Source organism: Aliiglaciecola sp. M165 (genome assembly GCF_007197995.1).
Lineage (GTDB): Bacteria > Pseudomonadota > Gammaproteobacteria > Enterobacterales > Alteromonadaceae > Aliiglaciecola.
Genome location: NZ_VKKH01000005.1, coordinates 255,349 through 270,532, shown reverse-complemented (window position 1 = coordinate 270,532; position 15,184 = coordinate 255,349). Strand labels below are relative to the sequence as shown.

General features: G+C 44.4%; 14 protein-coding genes. 3 read left to right on the top strand and 11 right to left on the bottom strand.

Annotation, left to right across the window (positions count from 1 at the left end):
* Window positions 1–44: 44 nt before the first annotated feature.
* From FM019_RS11330 to FM019_RS11295, 8 genes are all read right to left on the bottom strand, one after another.
* Window positions 45–527, bottom strand: coding sequence for a cupin domain-containing protein (locus FM019_RS11330; RefSeq protein WP_143836049.1), 483 nt, complete (start codon window positions 525–527; stop codon window positions 45–47).
* Window positions 524–802, bottom strand: coding sequence for a sigma factor-like helix-turn-helix DNA-binding protein (locus FM019_RS11325; protein ID WP_143836048.1), 279 nt, complete (start codon window positions 800–802; stop codon window positions 524–526). The genes FM019_RS11330 and FM019_RS11325 overlap by 4 nt, the downstream gene beginning before the upstream one ends.
* Entirely contained in the window at window positions 799–1,134 is a 336-nt protein-coding gene (locus tag FM019_RS11320) for a sigma factor (protein WP_143836047.1), read from the bottom strand. The genes FM019_RS11325 and FM019_RS11320 overlap by 4 nt, the downstream gene beginning before the upstream one ends.
* 299 nt (window positions 1,135–1,433) lie before the next feature.
* Window positions 1,434–2,486 carry a GGDEF domain-containing protein gene (locus FM019_RS11315; protein WP_143836046.1) on the bottom strand — a complete coding sequence of 351 codons (1,053 nt, stop codon included), beginning with the start codon at window positions 2,484–2,486 and terminating at the stop codon, window positions 1,434–1,436.
* Window positions 2,487–2,571: 85 nt separating this feature from the next.
* On the bottom strand, window positions 2,572–4,635 hold the full coding sequence (locus FM019_RS11310; RefSeq protein WP_260681605.1) for a TonB-dependent receptor: 2,064 nt from the start codon (window positions 4,633–4,635) through the stop codon (window positions 2,572–2,574).
* Between the two features lie 190 nt (window positions 4,636–4,825).
* Window positions 4,826–6,994: a M3 family metallopeptidase gene (locus FM019_RS11305; protein WP_143836044.1), complete on the bottom strand. Its 2,169-nt coding sequence runs from the start codon at window positions 6,992–6,994 to the stop codon at window positions 4,826–4,828.
* Window positions 6,995–7,154: 160 nt separating this feature from the next.
* On the bottom strand, window positions 7,155–7,877 hold the full coding sequence (locus FM019_RS11300; RefSeq protein WP_143836043.1) for a hypothetical protein: 723 nt from the start codon (window positions 7,875–7,877) through the stop codon (window positions 7,155–7,157).
* On the bottom strand, window positions 7,874–8,782 hold the full coding sequence (locus FM019_RS11295) for an aminotransferase class IV (protein ID WP_143836042.1): 909 nt from the start codon (window positions 8,780–8,782) through the stop codon (window positions 7,874–7,876). Before FM019_RS11295 ends, FM019_RS11300 begins: the two co-directional genes overlap by 4 nt.
* A 143-nt stretch (window positions 8,783–8,925) precedes the next feature.
* On the opposite strand from FM019_RS11295, the gene FM019_RS11290 reads away from it, so the two are divergent.
* The gene (locus tag FM019_RS11290; RefSeq protein ID WP_143836041.1) at window positions 8,926–9,732 is read left to right on the top strand and encodes a DUF6065 family protein; all 807 of its coding nucleotides are present in this window, start codon (window positions 8,926–8,928) and stop codon (window positions 9,730–9,732) included.
* Between the two features lie 172 nt (window positions 9,733–9,904).
* The gene (locus tag FM019_RS11285; protein WP_143836040.1) at window positions 9,905–10,474 is read left to right on the top strand and encodes a hypothetical protein; all 570 of its coding nucleotides are present in this window, start codon (window positions 9,905–9,907) and stop codon (window positions 10,472–10,474) included.
* A gap of 1 nt (window position 10,475) precedes the next feature.
* On the opposite strand, the gene FM019_RS11280 is transcribed toward FM019_RS11285, so the two are convergent.
* The 3 genes from FM019_RS11280 to thpR all read right to left on the bottom strand — a co-directional run bounded on the left by FM019_RS11280 (window position 10,476) and on the right by thpR (window position 12,594).
* On the bottom strand, window positions 10,476–11,090 hold the full coding sequence (locus FM019_RS11280; protein WP_143836039.1) for a histidine phosphatase family protein: 615 nt from the start codon (window positions 11,088–11,090) through the stop codon (window positions 10,476–10,478).
* A gap of 12 nt (window positions 11,091–11,102) precedes the next feature.
* A complete protein-coding gene (gene purU / locus FM019_RS11275; protein ID WP_143836038.1) occupies window positions 11,103–11,957 on the bottom strand; it encodes a formyltetrahydrofolate deformylase in 855 nt (284 codons plus the stop codon).
* Between the two features lie 88 nt (window positions 11,958–12,045).
* On the bottom strand, window positions 12,046–12,594 hold the full coding sequence (gene thpR, locus FM019_RS11270; protein ID WP_185969261.1) for an RNA 2',3'-cyclic phosphodiesterase: 549 nt from the start codon (window positions 12,592–12,594) through the stop codon (window positions 12,046–12,048).
* A gap of 54 nt (window positions 12,595–12,648) precedes the next feature.
* Here thpR and hrpB point away from each other — a divergent pair, with 54 nt between their 5' ends.
* The gene (gene hrpB / locus FM019_RS11265; RefSeq protein WP_260681604.1) at window positions 12,649–15,111 is read left to right on the top strand and encodes an ATP-dependent helicase HrpB; all 2,463 of its coding nucleotides are present in this window, start codon (window positions 12,649–12,651) and stop codon (window positions 15,109–15,111) included.
* Window positions 15,112–15,184: the final 73 nt, after the last annotated feature.

The window sequence follows — 15,184 nt, the reverse complement described above, 5'->3', positions numbered from 1 at the left end:
GAAAAAGATAGGCTGTCTAAACAGCAACCTATCAACTCATTATTTTATGAATGGGCAGGGCCCATCAATCGCTCATGCATGTCGTGTTTTAAATATAGCAAGGCTCCAGTTTCACTGACTAGGTCTGAATGGTAACTGCCTTGTTCCATGGTGTGAAAATCCCCTTCATTCAATACATGATTCCCCACTCTAACACTACCCTCAAGGACTAAGCATTCTTCGTCGTTATTGTGACGGTGTCCGGTTATAATGGCGCCTGGTTTCAGCCTCCACAGGGCGGTTTGAATCTTTTTGTTATGATCTTGATGGAGTATTTTTATTGATATGTTTTCATCTAATTCAAACCATTCTTGCAGGTTCGCTCGATTCGTCATCCCGCCATCAGGACACTCTCCGTCAATACGCTTTTTAATCGCGCCTCGCATGCGTTGTTTCAGCGAGGAATCAATTGTGGTAGCTGCGGAGTTCTCTGCTAACAGCATTAATTCATGTTGTGACAATACTTCTTCATTATCATTATGATTCATTGCAGATCTCGATTTTTAAGTTTGATATTTAGGGTTTCAAGTGCGCGACGGATGTTAGATTTTACGGATCCTAATGGCATATCGATCGCTTGGGAAATTTCTGAATGACTTAGCCCTTTATAAAAAGCGAGCGACAACAATTGTTTTTGTACCATGGACAATTGTTCAAGCGCTTTTTGGGTTTCATTGTTATCGCTATTGAGCATAATGACTTTTTCTGGTTCATAGCTACCATCTGAAAATTCATCGAAGCATTCCATCGCATCTTTCATCATTTCTTTGAAGGTCTTACGCTTACGATAAAGGTCTTACGCTTACGATAAAGGTCTAACGCTCGACATCGCGCAATTAGCAAGCACCAGCCAATTACACTCCCGCGTTCACTGTAATACTTTGTTGCTTGTTGCCAGATTTGAGCAAAAACGTCACAAACCACTTCTTCAGTATCGTTTTTATCTCCCAATATTCTGAATACTAGGCTATAGACCCGGTCAACAGTGAGATCGTAAAAATCAGAAAAAGCCTGTTCATCCGATTGCTGAATTGAACAGATGAGTAAGAATAGTTTTTCCTGAAGAATATCGTCTGCGTGAAGCCGTTTATTCATGTCGTGTTTGATTTGCTTAAAGTGTGTTTGATTATGAACCACGTCAGCTACTCTCGCTAATTGTATCTACTAGAGCCTGTCGAACATAATTTGTACAGCAACATTCAACACGCTTTTGTTTAGTTCACTACTTCGAACCTGTTTGTTGTCCTTCTAATCTCTCTTAACGCTCCCATTTGCAGACTGGATGCAATTTTTTAAACTATTTTTAATATTTCTTGGATAAGCAATTTCGATGTGCAGCGTTAAGGGGGATTCGTTTGCTTTTATGTTTTGTTGTGGTCGTCATCGACTCCGCGCTATTCAGTGCAAAACACAAACTGATCTTTGCCTGAACGCTTGGCGCGATAGAGGTTTTTGTCAGCAGCCTCAACCATGTCTTTAATGTGTGCACGTTGTGGACGGGTATCAAATACGGCACCACCACTTAGGGTCACCTGTATGGTATTACCGTTGGCGGTGTATTGAATGTTTCTGACGTTAGACAGAACTCGCTCGCTCAAAGAACTGATTTCGTCGTTCGAGTTGACATTAAGCAGTATAATGAATTCCTCTCCACCGTATCGGGCGACGACGTCTGTCTCTCTTACTGCTTGGCGTATTGCCTGGCTCACTAATTTAAGGATTTCATCTCCAACGACGTGACCAAAGTTATCGTTAATACTTTTAAAATTGTCGATGTCAAGAATGGCGATCCCCAGGCCACTTGCTTCAGTGCGCGATTGAGAAAGCCGACGATCTAAACGTCGATTAAACGCGCGCCTGTTCATAACCCCAGTTAGTTCATCCATTTCGCTTTGACTGAACAAAGCGATCTTTTCTTTACGGTTTAGATTCCATAATGCAAAGGATATAAAAAAAGCGTAGCTAAAGGCGCACAAGGATGATACAAGCAAAAGCGTATCGCGCTGTGGCGTGTGCGTGCTCGCCATCTCATTTTTGTTTAGAGAAATGAGGATAACAGCGACGATACCCAAGGTCACAAATGAAGCGGTGCGTTTTGCCTGCCTGTCGCCCATAAAAAAAATTAGCAGCGAAGGTACGGCTCCGATCCAGGGTAAGGCTGGAGAAGAGACTACGCCATAGTCAAAAAGAAAAAAGCCGATTAGAAATACCGTCAACCAGCATCCACACTGGTATAGCCAAGTCTCTTTGATGGGGGCATAACTGGCAATTAAGATCACAAAAAATGCTAGTGCACTGATGAGTAGCACAAGCGTGTTGCCAAAAGTTGCTTTGTCTTCTAGGTACAAAAAATGTCCTAGCACTATGCAAATAACCACCGATAGCACCTGCAATTGGCGAAAAATAGACTGTCGATAACGAGCATTAAGCTGCGCGGAAGTTGTCATGGCTTATAGGACCTGATATCCAGAATTTAGGTTAAATAACGGCTTTGACACCTTGTTGGATGCACTAATTGCTGTAATAACGGGGTTAAAATGTATAACGCAGTGACAATCTGACATTGCGCGGGGCTAAAGGATGAAAATGTATATCTTCAACACCTGATTCTGGCTCTGTGGCTAAACGGGATGAATAGAAGTAATCGATATCATGGTCTTTGCTATTTAACAGATTGAGGATTTCCACTTTTACCTCAAGATCACGCCAACGATACGCGGCCAACGCATTCACAGTAGTTGAAGGTTGAGAGCGCACTTGACCGCTTTCTTCCAGGACTCGCGGACCAAAATGACGAATACGCAGCGATCCTGTTAGCCCATTGTCCCAGTGAGCCGAAACGCCCAATTGCGCGACTCGGTCAATAGCGCCGGGAACTCGAGAGTTTTCTTTTGAAACACCTGTAAAGCGCGCGTTTGATTGAGCATACTCGGCATCAAATGTTATCAAATCACTGATTCGCCAATATGCTGTCATTTCAATGCCAGAACGGCGACTGGCTAAACTTGGTTCAGTATTGCCAGCATCACCTACAAACAATAATTCACTGTCTAGAGAAAGCTGCCATAAGGCGATCGATGCATTGAACGTGTCATTATTAGACCAGCGCAGTCCAATTTCGCTGCCTTGAGAACGGACTAAAGGATCAACTGGGCGAATCGCACTCCCATCAATGGGATCGACAGTTGAAACTGTGCCCCGCGCATCGTTAGAATGGAAGCCTTGTCCGGCAGACAAATACACATCGGCCTGTTCATTTACTTCAAATACCAAACCGGCTTTGAGGGAACTCAATCCATCATGTTTACTACCCGAATTGTCAGCTAATTCTACTCCGTTTATATTGCGCGTGAGTTGACTATGGACATCACTTTGGAAATAGTCGTATCGACCACCAATATGTCCGTAGAGCCGATCTGATAAGGTAAATCGGTGATCAACGTAAGCCGAGAGATTTTGTTGCTCAACCTTGTCTAATCGAATAGCGCCTTGACGTTGCCTATTGTGTGTAGCAAACAGGCCGACATCCATGATGTCGTCATATTGTCCGCTGATACCAAAGGTCGTGCGCGCATTGTGATGCTCAAAGTGTCTGTGAAAATTAAAGCCATACACTAGTCGGTTGTCTAGCTGCTCAAATTGGTCTGAGGATTCCGGGTTATCGAGAATATAGGTGAAATTAGAGTACAACTGTAGTTGATAGTCGATGGCAAATGCGTTGAACGACATTTTTTCACTGTTCCACTGCAAGTTTGCACTGTACCGGCTTGAATTCCCACCGGTCGTCGTGTCCAAAGAGCCGAGCCTATCGAGCAAACCTTGCTCTACTGCGCGCTGAGGAATTTGATCTGCACCGTTCCATTGATTGTCATACGCCATGAATGACAGTGCCCAGCTGCCTGAAGAGGTTTTGTGGCGAGCCTTAACAAATACGTTCTTCTTCTGAACATCTTCATTTATATCTGTCCATGGACCATCATAAGTCTGTAACTCTGCTGCCGCCCAAAGTGACGTGTTTTGCTGCAAATCGAGTTGTGTGGCGGCCACCGAACGCAGGTAATTGTGCTGACCGACAGTGACCGCAGCAAAGTTCTGTTTTAACTTCTCATGGCTAATGAATGCAGCACTTCCCGCGCCAGAAAAATCCCCAACATCGGCGTAATAGGGCCCCTTTTTAAAGTCTATTTGTCCCACGGTTTCGGCAATAATAAAATTCAAATCTGTGTATCCTTGCCCATGACCATGAGAACGAATATTGACAGGCATACCATCTAAAAAGGTAGCGAAGTCAGTGCCATGATCCAGATTGAATCCCCTTAAAAAAAGCTGGTTCGCCTTGCCACTGCCGCTGTGCTGTGTGGCGATCATGCCGGGAATAAGCTCCAATAGTTCACCATTTCGCAACAAGGGTCTGAATTGAAACTCTTGTTCAGAAACCACACCTTGGGACGCAGAGATCGCTGCGCCTACTAGGTTAGCGCGAGATGTGCTAACGGTTAATCGTTCAATGTCTACAGCGGCATGCACTCCCGTCACAAGACAGATTGAAAAGATTGTTGATGTAGATGTCCATAATCGAAAGGGTTGAGTTTGCACCTGTCTTGTTCCTTGCATTATTTCTAGTAATTAAGCAAACGGCTCAAGACGGACATTGGATGCAGTTTAAAGTTATACCAATCTATTTCTTCGTGCAGTTTGGTATTTAATGGGCATCAAAAAAGGAAGGCATAAAAAAACGCCCCGAAGGGCGTTTTGTGTACGTATATTTATTCAGTAAACTGATGTTCTACTCAACAGGAAAGCCGCGATCACGCATGAGTGCTTCAACTTTTGCATCTCGGCCACGAAACAGACGATAAGCTTCTGCTGGGTCCATCGCATTACGAATAGCAAATAGGTGTTTTACCAAACGTTCGCCGACTTCTTTGTCGTAGAATCCGCCAGGTGCTTCAGCAAATGCTTCTGCGGCATCTGAGGTGAGGACCTCTGCCCACATGTAGCCATAGTAGCTCGACGCATAGCCTTCGCTACTAAAGATATGTCCAAAGTGTGTGCTGCGATGACGCATGACAATTTCTTCTGGCATACCCAGTTTAGTCAACTGCTCTTTTTCAAATGTTTGTGGATCAATCTGAGCAGGATCGGTTGTGTGATACAGCAAATCCATAATGGCAGATGCCATATACTCTGTGGTTTTGAATCCTTCGTTGAAGGTCGACGCTTTTTTGATTTTCGCAACGAGCTCTTCTGGAATCGGCTCGCCGGTTTTGTAGTGCACCAAATAGTTGTCGATCACTTCGTCTGTGGTCAACCAACGCTCCAATAACTGAGATTGGAATTCGGTGTAATCACGAACGCCAGAATGTGACGTAGGATAGGCTACTGTTGCTGCCAAGAAGTGCAGTGCATGACCGAACTCATGGAAGTAGGTTTCAGCATCATCAAAAGAGATAAGCGTGGGTTCACCTTCAGGGCCTTTCACAAAGTTTGAGTTGTTGGAAGACAGTACCGTTTTCTTACCATCAAAGGTCGTGTGACTGCGGTAAGTTGTTGCCCAAGCGCCAGAGCGTTTGCCTTTGCGAGCGAACGGGTCAAGATACCACAAACCAATATGCTCTCCGGTGGTGAGGTCGGTAACATCCCATACTTTAACGTCTTCGTGGAATACCGGCACCGAACCTTCAGGAACAGGTGAGAATTTGAAATTGAACAAACGACCCGCAACGTAAAACATCGCTTCTCTTAGTTTGTCTAACTGCAAATATTGCTTCACTTCATCTGAATCTAGGTCGTATTTTTCTTTACGAACTTTTTCAGCATAATACCGATAATCCCAAGGTTTTATGGTAATGTCTGCGCCTTCGGCATCTGCAACCGCCTGCATGTCTTTAACTTCTTCTTCCACACGAGCAATGGCTGCGGGCCAGACTTTTTCCATTAAGTCCATGGCATTTTGTGGGTTTTTCGCCATGCGGTCTTCTAAGCGCCAAGCTGAATAGTTGTCGTAGCCTAACAACTTAATACGCTCGTGGCGAAGCGCCAAAATCTGCTTGATCAATTCATTATTATCGTACTCATCGCCATTGTTGCCACGGCTGTAGTAGGTTTCCCAGACCTTCTTGCGTAATTCACGTTCATCCGAGTACGTCAGGAAAGGGTCCATTGAAGACCGGGTGTTAGTAATTGCATACTTACCTTCCTGATCACGGCTTGCAGCCGCTGAAGCTGCCGCAGTGACAAATGATTCAGGTAGTCCAGAGAGCTGGTCTTCAGTGATGTACAGAACATAATTTTCTTCATCGGCCAATACGTTATTGGCAAATTTGGTTTGAAGAGTAGCAAGTTCTTGATTGATTTCAGCATAGCGAGCTTTGGCTTCACCTTCCAATGTCGCGCCGTTTCGCGCAAACCCATTGTAATTTAACCATGTAACCCGTTGTTGCTCTGGTGTCAGGGTTTTAAACTCTTCGCCTTCATAAACCGCTTTGACTCGGGCAAAAAGAGCCTCGTTTTGATTGATTTTGGAACTGAACGCGGAGATCTTAGGTACCATCTCAGCCTGTATTTCACGAAACTCAGGGCTGTTCATATTTGAACTCCAAATGCCCCAATAGCGGAATACTCTGTTGAGTTCCGCACCGGATCGTTCCAGTGCCGCGATGGTGTTTTCGAATGTTGGAGCATCTGGGTTATTAACGATTGCGTCTACTTCCGCCAGATTGATTTCCATGCCTTTTTCAAGAGCAGGTTTAAGGTCGGCCAAATCCATTTTGTCAAATGCAGGCACACCACCGTAAGGGCCAGCGTATTCAGCTAACAACGGATTGTCTGCTTGTTGAGTTGCTTCCATAGCCGGTTTTTCTGCAGCTGTTTGGGTGTCTGTCGAGGGTTTCGAACAACCAGCCAGTGTCGCGATCATAGCGGCGCTGGTTAGGGTCAGGGCAAATTTATTCATGTATGATTCCAGTTATGTTTGGAGATTTTTTCTGTCTTTATAATTATAAGAGCGACGTCATGTGCACCGCTCAAGCAAATCAATACTAATGACTGCGCCCGAAACTACAAGTCCAACAGTCTCAGTGCAGAGTTGTTTACCGTATTTTAAAGCTTACAGATCAACCAATGGCAAATTCTTTAAGTAATAAGTAGGCAGGCATAACCTCTTCGACAATACGCATTTGCTCATCATTTAAATTTAAGGTTATGTTTTGCGGCTGTGCAAAACCGGTTGAAAGATTTACTGAGTGGTACCAATGCTTTGCCCACACACCGTCACTTTCTCGGGTGCCTTGTGGCCAAGCCAACATATTTGGGTCAAATGAAACTTCCAGCGCGTCACAAAGTGCAGAAATGATCTTGTGTGGATCATTCAACACTGCATTTGAATCCACTACCGGGATGTTTTGCCCGGTGATAGCAGAAATATCCTGAAACAATTCTGCCTGGCGAATAATGCCAATATCTTCTGCTGTGCACACACCTCGGCTATTAAAATAGGAGTTAACCACTTGATGAGGATCGCGAATTAAAAAGCAGTGTTTTAACCCTTCTGTCCACCTCAAGTCAACGTTATCCAGCATGTGATGAGTCATATGTTTTTGGTACTGCAGCGGTGTCGAACAAGGCCCATTTACCAGCGCCCGAGTGACGGTATCATAGTCGCTACTTTGTGAAGCGATAACCTCTTCAAAAAGTGGATGGGGGCTTTGTGTTTTGTTTAAATAAAACGAATAAAAGGGCTCATCAACAACACTGCAATCAGAACGATTCTCCCAACTACGCATCATTGCTGTGGAGATATTACGTGGCCCTGACCACATGGCGATTCGTAGCGTCATATATTTGGAGCTCCCAGAGATTCAATTAAATCAATATAATGTTGTTGCAACGTTGCGATCATCGGATTTTCCGGGTGACCAATCATACGCCCATCCACCTCGGATACCGGGGTTAGTCCGGCAAAGGTACCCGTGATAAACGCTTCATCGGCGGCGTAAACATCCGACAAAGTGAAGTTCTTTTCGTAAACAGGAATATTGTTGGCCTGACAAAGTTGAATGACATTACGACGCGTTATCCCATCCAGGCAAAAATCTCCTGTGGACGTCCAGACTTCACCCTGGGTGACAATGAAAAAGTGGGTTGAGTTACAGGTAGCAACAAATCCGTGAGGATCAAGCATCAAGGCTTCATCTACGCCTGCTTTGGCAGCTTGTATACAAGCGAATATGCAGTTTAATTTGGAATGCGTATTGAGCTTGGGATCTTGAACATCTGGATAGCCACGTCGAACATGAGTGGTAAAAAGTGCCACGCCATTTTCATTGGGTTGTAAAGGTGTTTTAAACTCTGGAATGATCACTATGGTTGCAGGTGAAATCGTAACTCTGGGATCCTGATATGGGGTAGCCTTTATGCCACGGGTGACCATTAATCGAATATGCACGCCGTCTTCCATATGATTTGCCTGACAGGTATTGAGGATGCGTTCAACCAATTTTTCTTTGCTCAACCCTATATCCATGTCCAGCGCCTTTGCGCCATCGTACAAACGTTTCATGTGTTGCTCGATAAAGGCTAGTTTGCCCTGATGCAGACGAATTCCTTCCCAAACACCATCGCCCAAAATAAACCCACTATCAAACACAGAGATCTTTGCTTCATTACGAGGATAGAGTTCGTCATTAATATTGATTAGTATGGTCTGATTGCGCGGATCATCCGCGTACTGGTGCGTACCCATAAATGGCCTTGTTGTGTCATTTTGTGTTTAGAACATAAACAAATTTAATTAAAAAAGAAATGCGAATAGGTTTTCTAGCTCAAAAAGTCTAACAATGAATCAGCAGATTTAACCTATTCAAATAAATGATAAGTGAGAACCCAATGAGTCAGTCAATGCAGCCAAATACTATCCCAAACAATCTTATTCATGCCTATGTAATCCCTGGTGTGAAGCGGGATGTGTCGGCAATGATAAGACCTTGCAAAGCGACTCGTGAATGGATGGACAATACGCCCGCCCGTTATGCATATCGGTGTATTCCGTTAACGGCTGCAAACACCATGGGCTGGGAGCTTTTGAATCCGGTCGACGTGGAAATTAGCTGGAGCGGTATGGAAAATGGAGATCGCTTAGACATTCGACCGGCAAAGCAAGATCCCTTTGCGCCACTACCGCACTTTGGCTCAGGCACTGTGACTTGGTATTTACCTTTTTTGTTTCGAACCCCTCCGGAATATGGCTTGTTAATATCTGGACCAGCCAATCATGACAAATCAGCACTCACGCCACTCGATGCTTTTGTGCGAACTGACTGGGTACCCTTTCCATTTACCATGAACTGGCGTTTTACCGAGGCACAAAAGACCGTTAAATTTGCTGCAGGAGAGCCTATTTGCCGGATCATGCCTTACCCGCTCGCCTTGCTCAATGATATGCAAATGGAGCTTCATGATTTGGGCGAAGACCCAGTTTTCATGCAAAAGGTTCAGGAATGGGATCAGAACCGCCAGCGCAATTACCAAAAACAAAAAGAGGCGGAACAACAGTGGGCGGCTGAAGGCAAAAAGCCAGAAATGAAAGACTTGTGGAACTCTCAATATGCCAAAGGCGAAGGAAGCGAGATTGGCAAAGTCAAACATCAAAACGTATTTAAATGTGCAGAGCCTGTTGATAAACGAAAAAAGTAACAAGATAAAATTTTCAATAGTTGTTGCTAAGTCATTGAATATTAAATAGACAGAATCAGGTCCGCCAAGTTAAGGTATTTTTACATATACCTATTGTTGATAGGCGTACGTTAAACCTTAAAAAAATTGCGTACTATTTGACCATGTTAAACGCACCTTGTGAGTGAAGTTCATGGTCAAATATCTTTGTTTGTTGATGACACTAGTTGGCACTACCTGCCAAGCACAAGACAACTTTGTTTCGCAAAGTGTCAATTGGCTTAAATCAAGCTTACCCGACACCGTCAATGTTGAGTTTAATAAATCACGTATCAAATTTAACGGTTGTAAACACCGCGAGTATGAACTGAAACTTACCCAGCCTTTTACCGAAAACTTCTCCTTTGAAGGCGGATTAACTTATGCAAAGGGTCAGTTGAGCTGGGGTATTAACAACCAGAAAATCAGCTTAAAACGCTATTCAGTGATGCCAAGATACGAAGTAAATCATTATGTAAGCGTCAGCGCTGGAATGGTTTTACAATCAGCCCCTGAGTTTAAATCTTCTCAAGGCGTGCAATTCGAACTTCCCGAAAGCCGTATATACATGATCACTAGTCGATTTAAAGGTGTTCGTGAAGATCATCATGTCGACCTGGAATTTAGTAGCCATCGTTGGGAGTCTACGGGCGAACTAGGTAGTTTGTTCGACAATGGCTTTATCGATAACAAAGTTAACGTTAGTTACTCTGCATACTTTTAAATTATACGGCTCCTTGCTCGACACTTTCTGGGTCGGAAAGACAATCCAAATGATCGACATTACATAACAATCTTGTCTGCCAGGGTGACGTTTTGGAAATACTTGTCACGCACGTATTCTCGAAACCAAGTCTTTGTATTTCAGTTTCTTTCAAGCCAAATATCTCTGCGAATATCACGCGCAATACCAAACCATGTGTCATAACTAACACGTCGCTTTGCGTCTTTGTCGATTTATTTAGTACCAAGTCCCATGCGTCAAAAACTCTTTTTACAAACTGAGGATGGCTTTCACCTTGGGGGGGATGATAATCCTTGGCAAAAAAATCCTCTTGAATACTGTCATAAGGTTGACCGCGCAGTGAACCAAAACTTCTTTCTTGCAAAAGCTCGGTGTATTCGATTTGACAGTTGAGCGCCTCGTGAAGTGGTGCAGCTGTTTGTTGGGTGCGCATATGATCGCTGCAAAGAATTAATCCAATATCTGCATTCTTATAAGCGTTGGCAAGCAGCTGTGCTTGTTGATGACCTAATGACGACAAAGGCGTATCAGGTGTTTGTACTACGCGCTCGCGATTGCTATCAGTTTGTCCGTGTCGCACCCAATAAACTGTCATGACATCAGTAATCTAGGCAAATACAACGGTTTTATGTTGATGAATAATCACGCGATCTTGCAAGTGATAACGTACACCATTAGCAAGGGCGGCTTTTTCACAGTTTTTTCCTTTTCGCACCATGTCAGCTGCCGAATCACTGTGACTGATTCTGATCACTTCTTGTTCAATTATCGGGCCTTCATCCAAGTCTTTAGTCACATAATGACAGGTCGCCCCAATAAGTTTCACCCCTCTATCATAAGCTTGTTGATAAGGCTTTGCGCCTGCGAAAGAAGGTAAAAAACTGTGATGAATGTTGATGGCTTTGCCGGCTAATTTTTGACACAAGGAATCCGGTACGATTTGCATAAAACGCGCAAGCACCGTCAAGTCAGCTTGATACTCGTCAAGCAGGGCTTCGACCTGAGCAAAGGCACTGGCTTTGTCCTGGTTTTTAAAGTCCACCCAATGAAATGGCACCTTATACCAGTCAGCAAATTGTTTCATTTGTGGGTGATTGGCGATAATACACGGAATGTCACAATCCAATTCATTGGTATGCCAGCGATGCAATATATCGATCAAACAATGAGACTCATGGCTGGCAAGTAATGCTACTTTTTGTTTTTGATGTGAATCACTGACTTTCCAGTTCATCGAAAACGTCTCAGCCAAGGGCGCAAATGCCTGCTTAAAACTATCTAAACTGAGATTTAACGAATCAGCTTCAATCTCATGACGCATAAAAAAGCGCCCGAGCTGAGTATCGGTATGATGGCTGGCTTCGACTATGGTCGCCTGATGCTCAGCCAAAAACTGACTGACTGCAGCGACCAAACCCACCTGGTCAGGACAATCAATGACTAATCGAAAAGTTTGTTGCATAAGGCATTCCCTGGAAACATTAACACGCAATTGTCGCGTATTGTGCGATCCAAGGCACTGAGGGTAAAGCACTTATTTGCATAACTCATCACCGCTTGCCCGGCTGAGGGCGTGCAAACGGGTTTAGTCGCCAACTTTGACGTATTGGGTATTGCACTCCTGATTTACCAGAGACGGACTCAAACAAGTGCAGTTGATCGAAGTTAACTTTAAAATCCGCTGCAATTAATGAGGATGGTGGGTCGTTCGGAGCTTTTCTAACAATGGAAACATGGGGTACGTAGGGCTTAGTGGAGACCACAATTCCAGCCTGTTGAGATAATTCTTTTAAACGCCCATGAATCTGAGTTGCTGCTTGAATATTTCCAGAGCAACCCAGCCATAAAATCTTAGGTTTTGACCAATAACCGTATTGGTCAAGATGCAATTCAAAGGGCTTGAAGTTTTCGTGGCAGTGCTCAATAGACTGGGTCAATAAATCCAATTGAGTCGTCGTCACCTGACCAAGAAATACACTGGTTACATGAAAGTTTTTTGCCGGAATACTGCGTTCAAAATGGGGCAACGAAATCGAACGCCAATGTTCAATAGCCAATTTATCTTTCGCGGACAAATCAAATCCTAAAAAATAGCGCATCATTTTCTCTTCGCGTTAAACTAGCCCGATTATAAAACATTTTGAGTTTACCTGTTGTTACCCGTAGAAACATGTTGGCCTGAATTGGCAAAACAGATCATCGAGCATGATGTGATCCTCAGTGCACCGCCTGGTGCAGGGAAATCGACGTTTTTGCCTTTAAAACTGTTGCAGTTGCCTTGCTTTTCAGACAAAAAAATTATCATGCTGCAACCACGTCAAATCGCGGTCAGATCCATTGCACAGTACCTTGCTGAGCAAATCAACGAGGATGTCGGACAAACTATAGGCTATCGAATGCGAGGAGAGCGTCGTGTAAGCGCTAATACACGGCTTGAAATTGTCACCGAGGGGTTGTTAACGCGGACCTTACAGAACGACCCTGAGCTAAACGGAGTTGGCTTAGTGATTTTTGATGAGTTCCATGAAAGAAACTTGCATGCGGATTTTGCTTTGGCATTGTGTTTGGATGCACAAGCTGGGTTACGCGAAGATCTTCGCGTGTTGGTCATGTCGGCAACGTTGGATCCGCAGTTGCTCAGCAAAACCCTACCAGACGCCAAACAGGTTCACAGTGAAGGGAGAAGTTTTCCTGTTGATCTATTGTATCGCCCTGCACTGAATCGTCAAAAACTCGAAACACATGTTTTTCAGGTTATTCAAGAAGCCTTGGAGCAACACAATGGCGATATGCTGGTGTTTTTACCTGGAGCCAGACAAATTCAGCTAGTCGCGGCGCAATGCAACCAAACTTTTAGTGCCGACATCAAGGTGTTCCCACTCTATGGCATGTTGGACAAAAAACAGCAACAGCAAGCAGTGCTGCCTTCTGTGCAAGGACAGCGGAAAATTGTATTGGCCACCAATATTGCCGAGACTAGCTTAACGATCGATGGGATCACCATTGTTATCGACTCGGGCAAAGAGAATGTGTCGAGTTTCAATTTAACGAAAGGGATCTCGCAGCTATCGATGACGCAAATTTCCAAAGCCTCGGCAACACAGCGTGCGGGACGAGCCGGACGACTCAGTGCTGGTCATTGTTATCGCCTCTGGTCAAACGAAACGCAACAACGATTAATCGAACAACGGCCCGCGCAAATCCATGAATCTGATCTGAGCCAGTTTTATCTCGAGTCATTAATTTGGGGTAGCGAGTTTCATGAATTACAGCTACCAGAACAACCTAGCGAGGCTCAAATTAGCCATGCAAAAAACTTGCTGCACTGGCTTGGGATCATTGATGCCGCCGGGAAAGTTACCGCTCTGGGGCATCAATGCAACCAATTTGGCTGTCATCCAAGGTTTGCCAAGGTTTTAGCTAAAAGTGAACTACTTGGAGATAGCGCCAGTCAGCTTGCCTGCTTGTTGGTTGCCGTTTTGGAAGGGCGTCCCATTGCCGAGTTGCGCGAAGAGCCGAGTGTCGAAGTGCATTTAAATGTGGTTTTAAGTCAACCTAAACACCCGTTGTGGTTTGAGGCAAAACGTTGGGCGAAACGATTGTCAATCACCCTCAAAGCTGAGCAAATTAACCGTTCAATGTCACATCTACCTTCGCTTTTAGCTTGGTGTTTCCCAGAGTTTCTTGGCAAGCTTAGAGCGTCCGGTGGCTACCAGTTATTCAGTGGCGGCGGCGCAGATTTTTATTCTCCAGTGCCTTTTCATCAACTCGGTTCTCCAACTTGGCTACTTATTGGCAGGCTTAATTTTAATCAGCATGGGGATGCGATTATAAACTTAGCGCTACCAGTAGATAGAACATTTATTGATGAGCAATTTTCTGCGTTTTTCCAATGTGAGCAGCATTGTCTTTGGTCGACTCAACATAAACGTGTCGTGGCCAGAGAGCTCACCAAACTGGGTGAAATTGTTATTGAAGAAAGACAAATTAGTGAAATAGATCCCGCACTCAGCATGGCAGCAGTGCTGGGATTTGTGCGCAAATCTGGCCTCAACTGTCTACAGTGGAATGAATCTATTGTGCAGTTACTGGGCAGGTTGAAATTAGCCCATAGGGTGTTGGCGGGGGATTGGCCTGACTTTACAGAACAGACGCTGCTAGACACCCTAGACGATTGGTTGATACCTTATCTTGATGATGTCACCAGTGAAAAATTACTGCGGGCGCTGAATTGGCAACAAATATTGCTCGACAGGTTGGATTGGAACCAGCAAAAAGTGTTGCAGCAAGAATTGCCAACGCATTTAAAGGTGGCGTCTGGACAAGATTGTAAGCTTACGTATCTCGATGATGGCACAGTCGAGTTGCAGGTGAAAATGCAACAGGTGTATGGCTGGCAACAATCTCCTCGCATTGCCAATGGCAGCATTGCTGTGGTGTTGTCCCTTCTTTCGCCCGCAGGAAGGCCTTTGCAAAAGACCGCAGATCTTGCTGGTTTTTGGCAAGGCTCTTACAAAGATGTGCAAAAAGAAATGAAAGGTCGCTATCCAAAACACTTTTGGCCTGATGACCCGGCCAACGCTAAGGCCACCTCTAAAACTAAAAAACATATGTAAGATTGGGGTTAATTAATCCCAATTCTGGATAAGAAATGTCGGAATAGCTTAGTTTTTAAAGCTTTATCAATGA

Coding starts and splice junctions, on each gene's coding strand:
- thpR (WP_185969261.1), bottom strand. CDS start 12,594: ATGCGCTATTTTTTAGGATTTGATTTGTCCGCGAAAGATAAATTGGCT.
- FM019_RS11305 (WP_143836044.1), bottom strand. CDS start 6,994: ATGAATAAATTTGCCCTGACCCTAACCAGCGCCGCTATGATCGCGACA.
- FM019_RS11290 (WP_143836041.1), top strand. CDS start 8,926: ATGAGTCAGTCAATGCAGCCAAATACTATCCCAAACAATCTTATTCAT.
- FM019_RS11330 (WP_143836049.1), bottom strand. CDS start 527: ATGAATCATAATGATAATGAAGAAGTATTGTCACAACATGAATTAATG.
- FM019_RS11325 (WP_143836048.1), bottom strand. CDS start 802: ATGATGAAAGATGCGATGGAATGCTTCGATGAATTTTCAGATGGTAGC.
- purU (WP_143836038.1), bottom strand. CDS start 11,957: ATGCAACAAACTTTTCGATTAGTCATTGATTGTCCTGACCAGGTGGGT.
- FM019_RS11300 (WP_143836043.1), bottom strand. CDS start 7,877: ATGACGCTACGAATCGCCATGTGGTCAGGGCCACGTAATATCTCCACA.
- FM019_RS11295 (WP_143836042.1), bottom strand. CDS start 8,782: ATGGGTACGCACCAGTACGCGGATGATCCGCGCAATCAGACCATACTA.
- FM019_RS11320 (WP_143836047.1), bottom strand. CDS start 1,134: ATGAATAAACGGCTTCACGCAGACGATATTCTTCAGGAAAAACTATTC.
- FM019_RS11285 (WP_143836040.1), top strand. CDS start 9,905: ATGGTCAAATATCTTTGTTTGTTGATGACACTAGTTGGCACTACCTGC.
- FM019_RS11280 (WP_143836039.1), bottom strand. CDS start 11,090: ATGACAGTTTATTGGGTGCGACACGGACAAACTGATAGCAATCGCGAG.
- FM019_RS11315 (WP_143836046.1), bottom strand. CDS start 2,486: ATGACAACTTCCGCGCAGCTTAATGCTCGTTATCGACAGTCTATTTTT.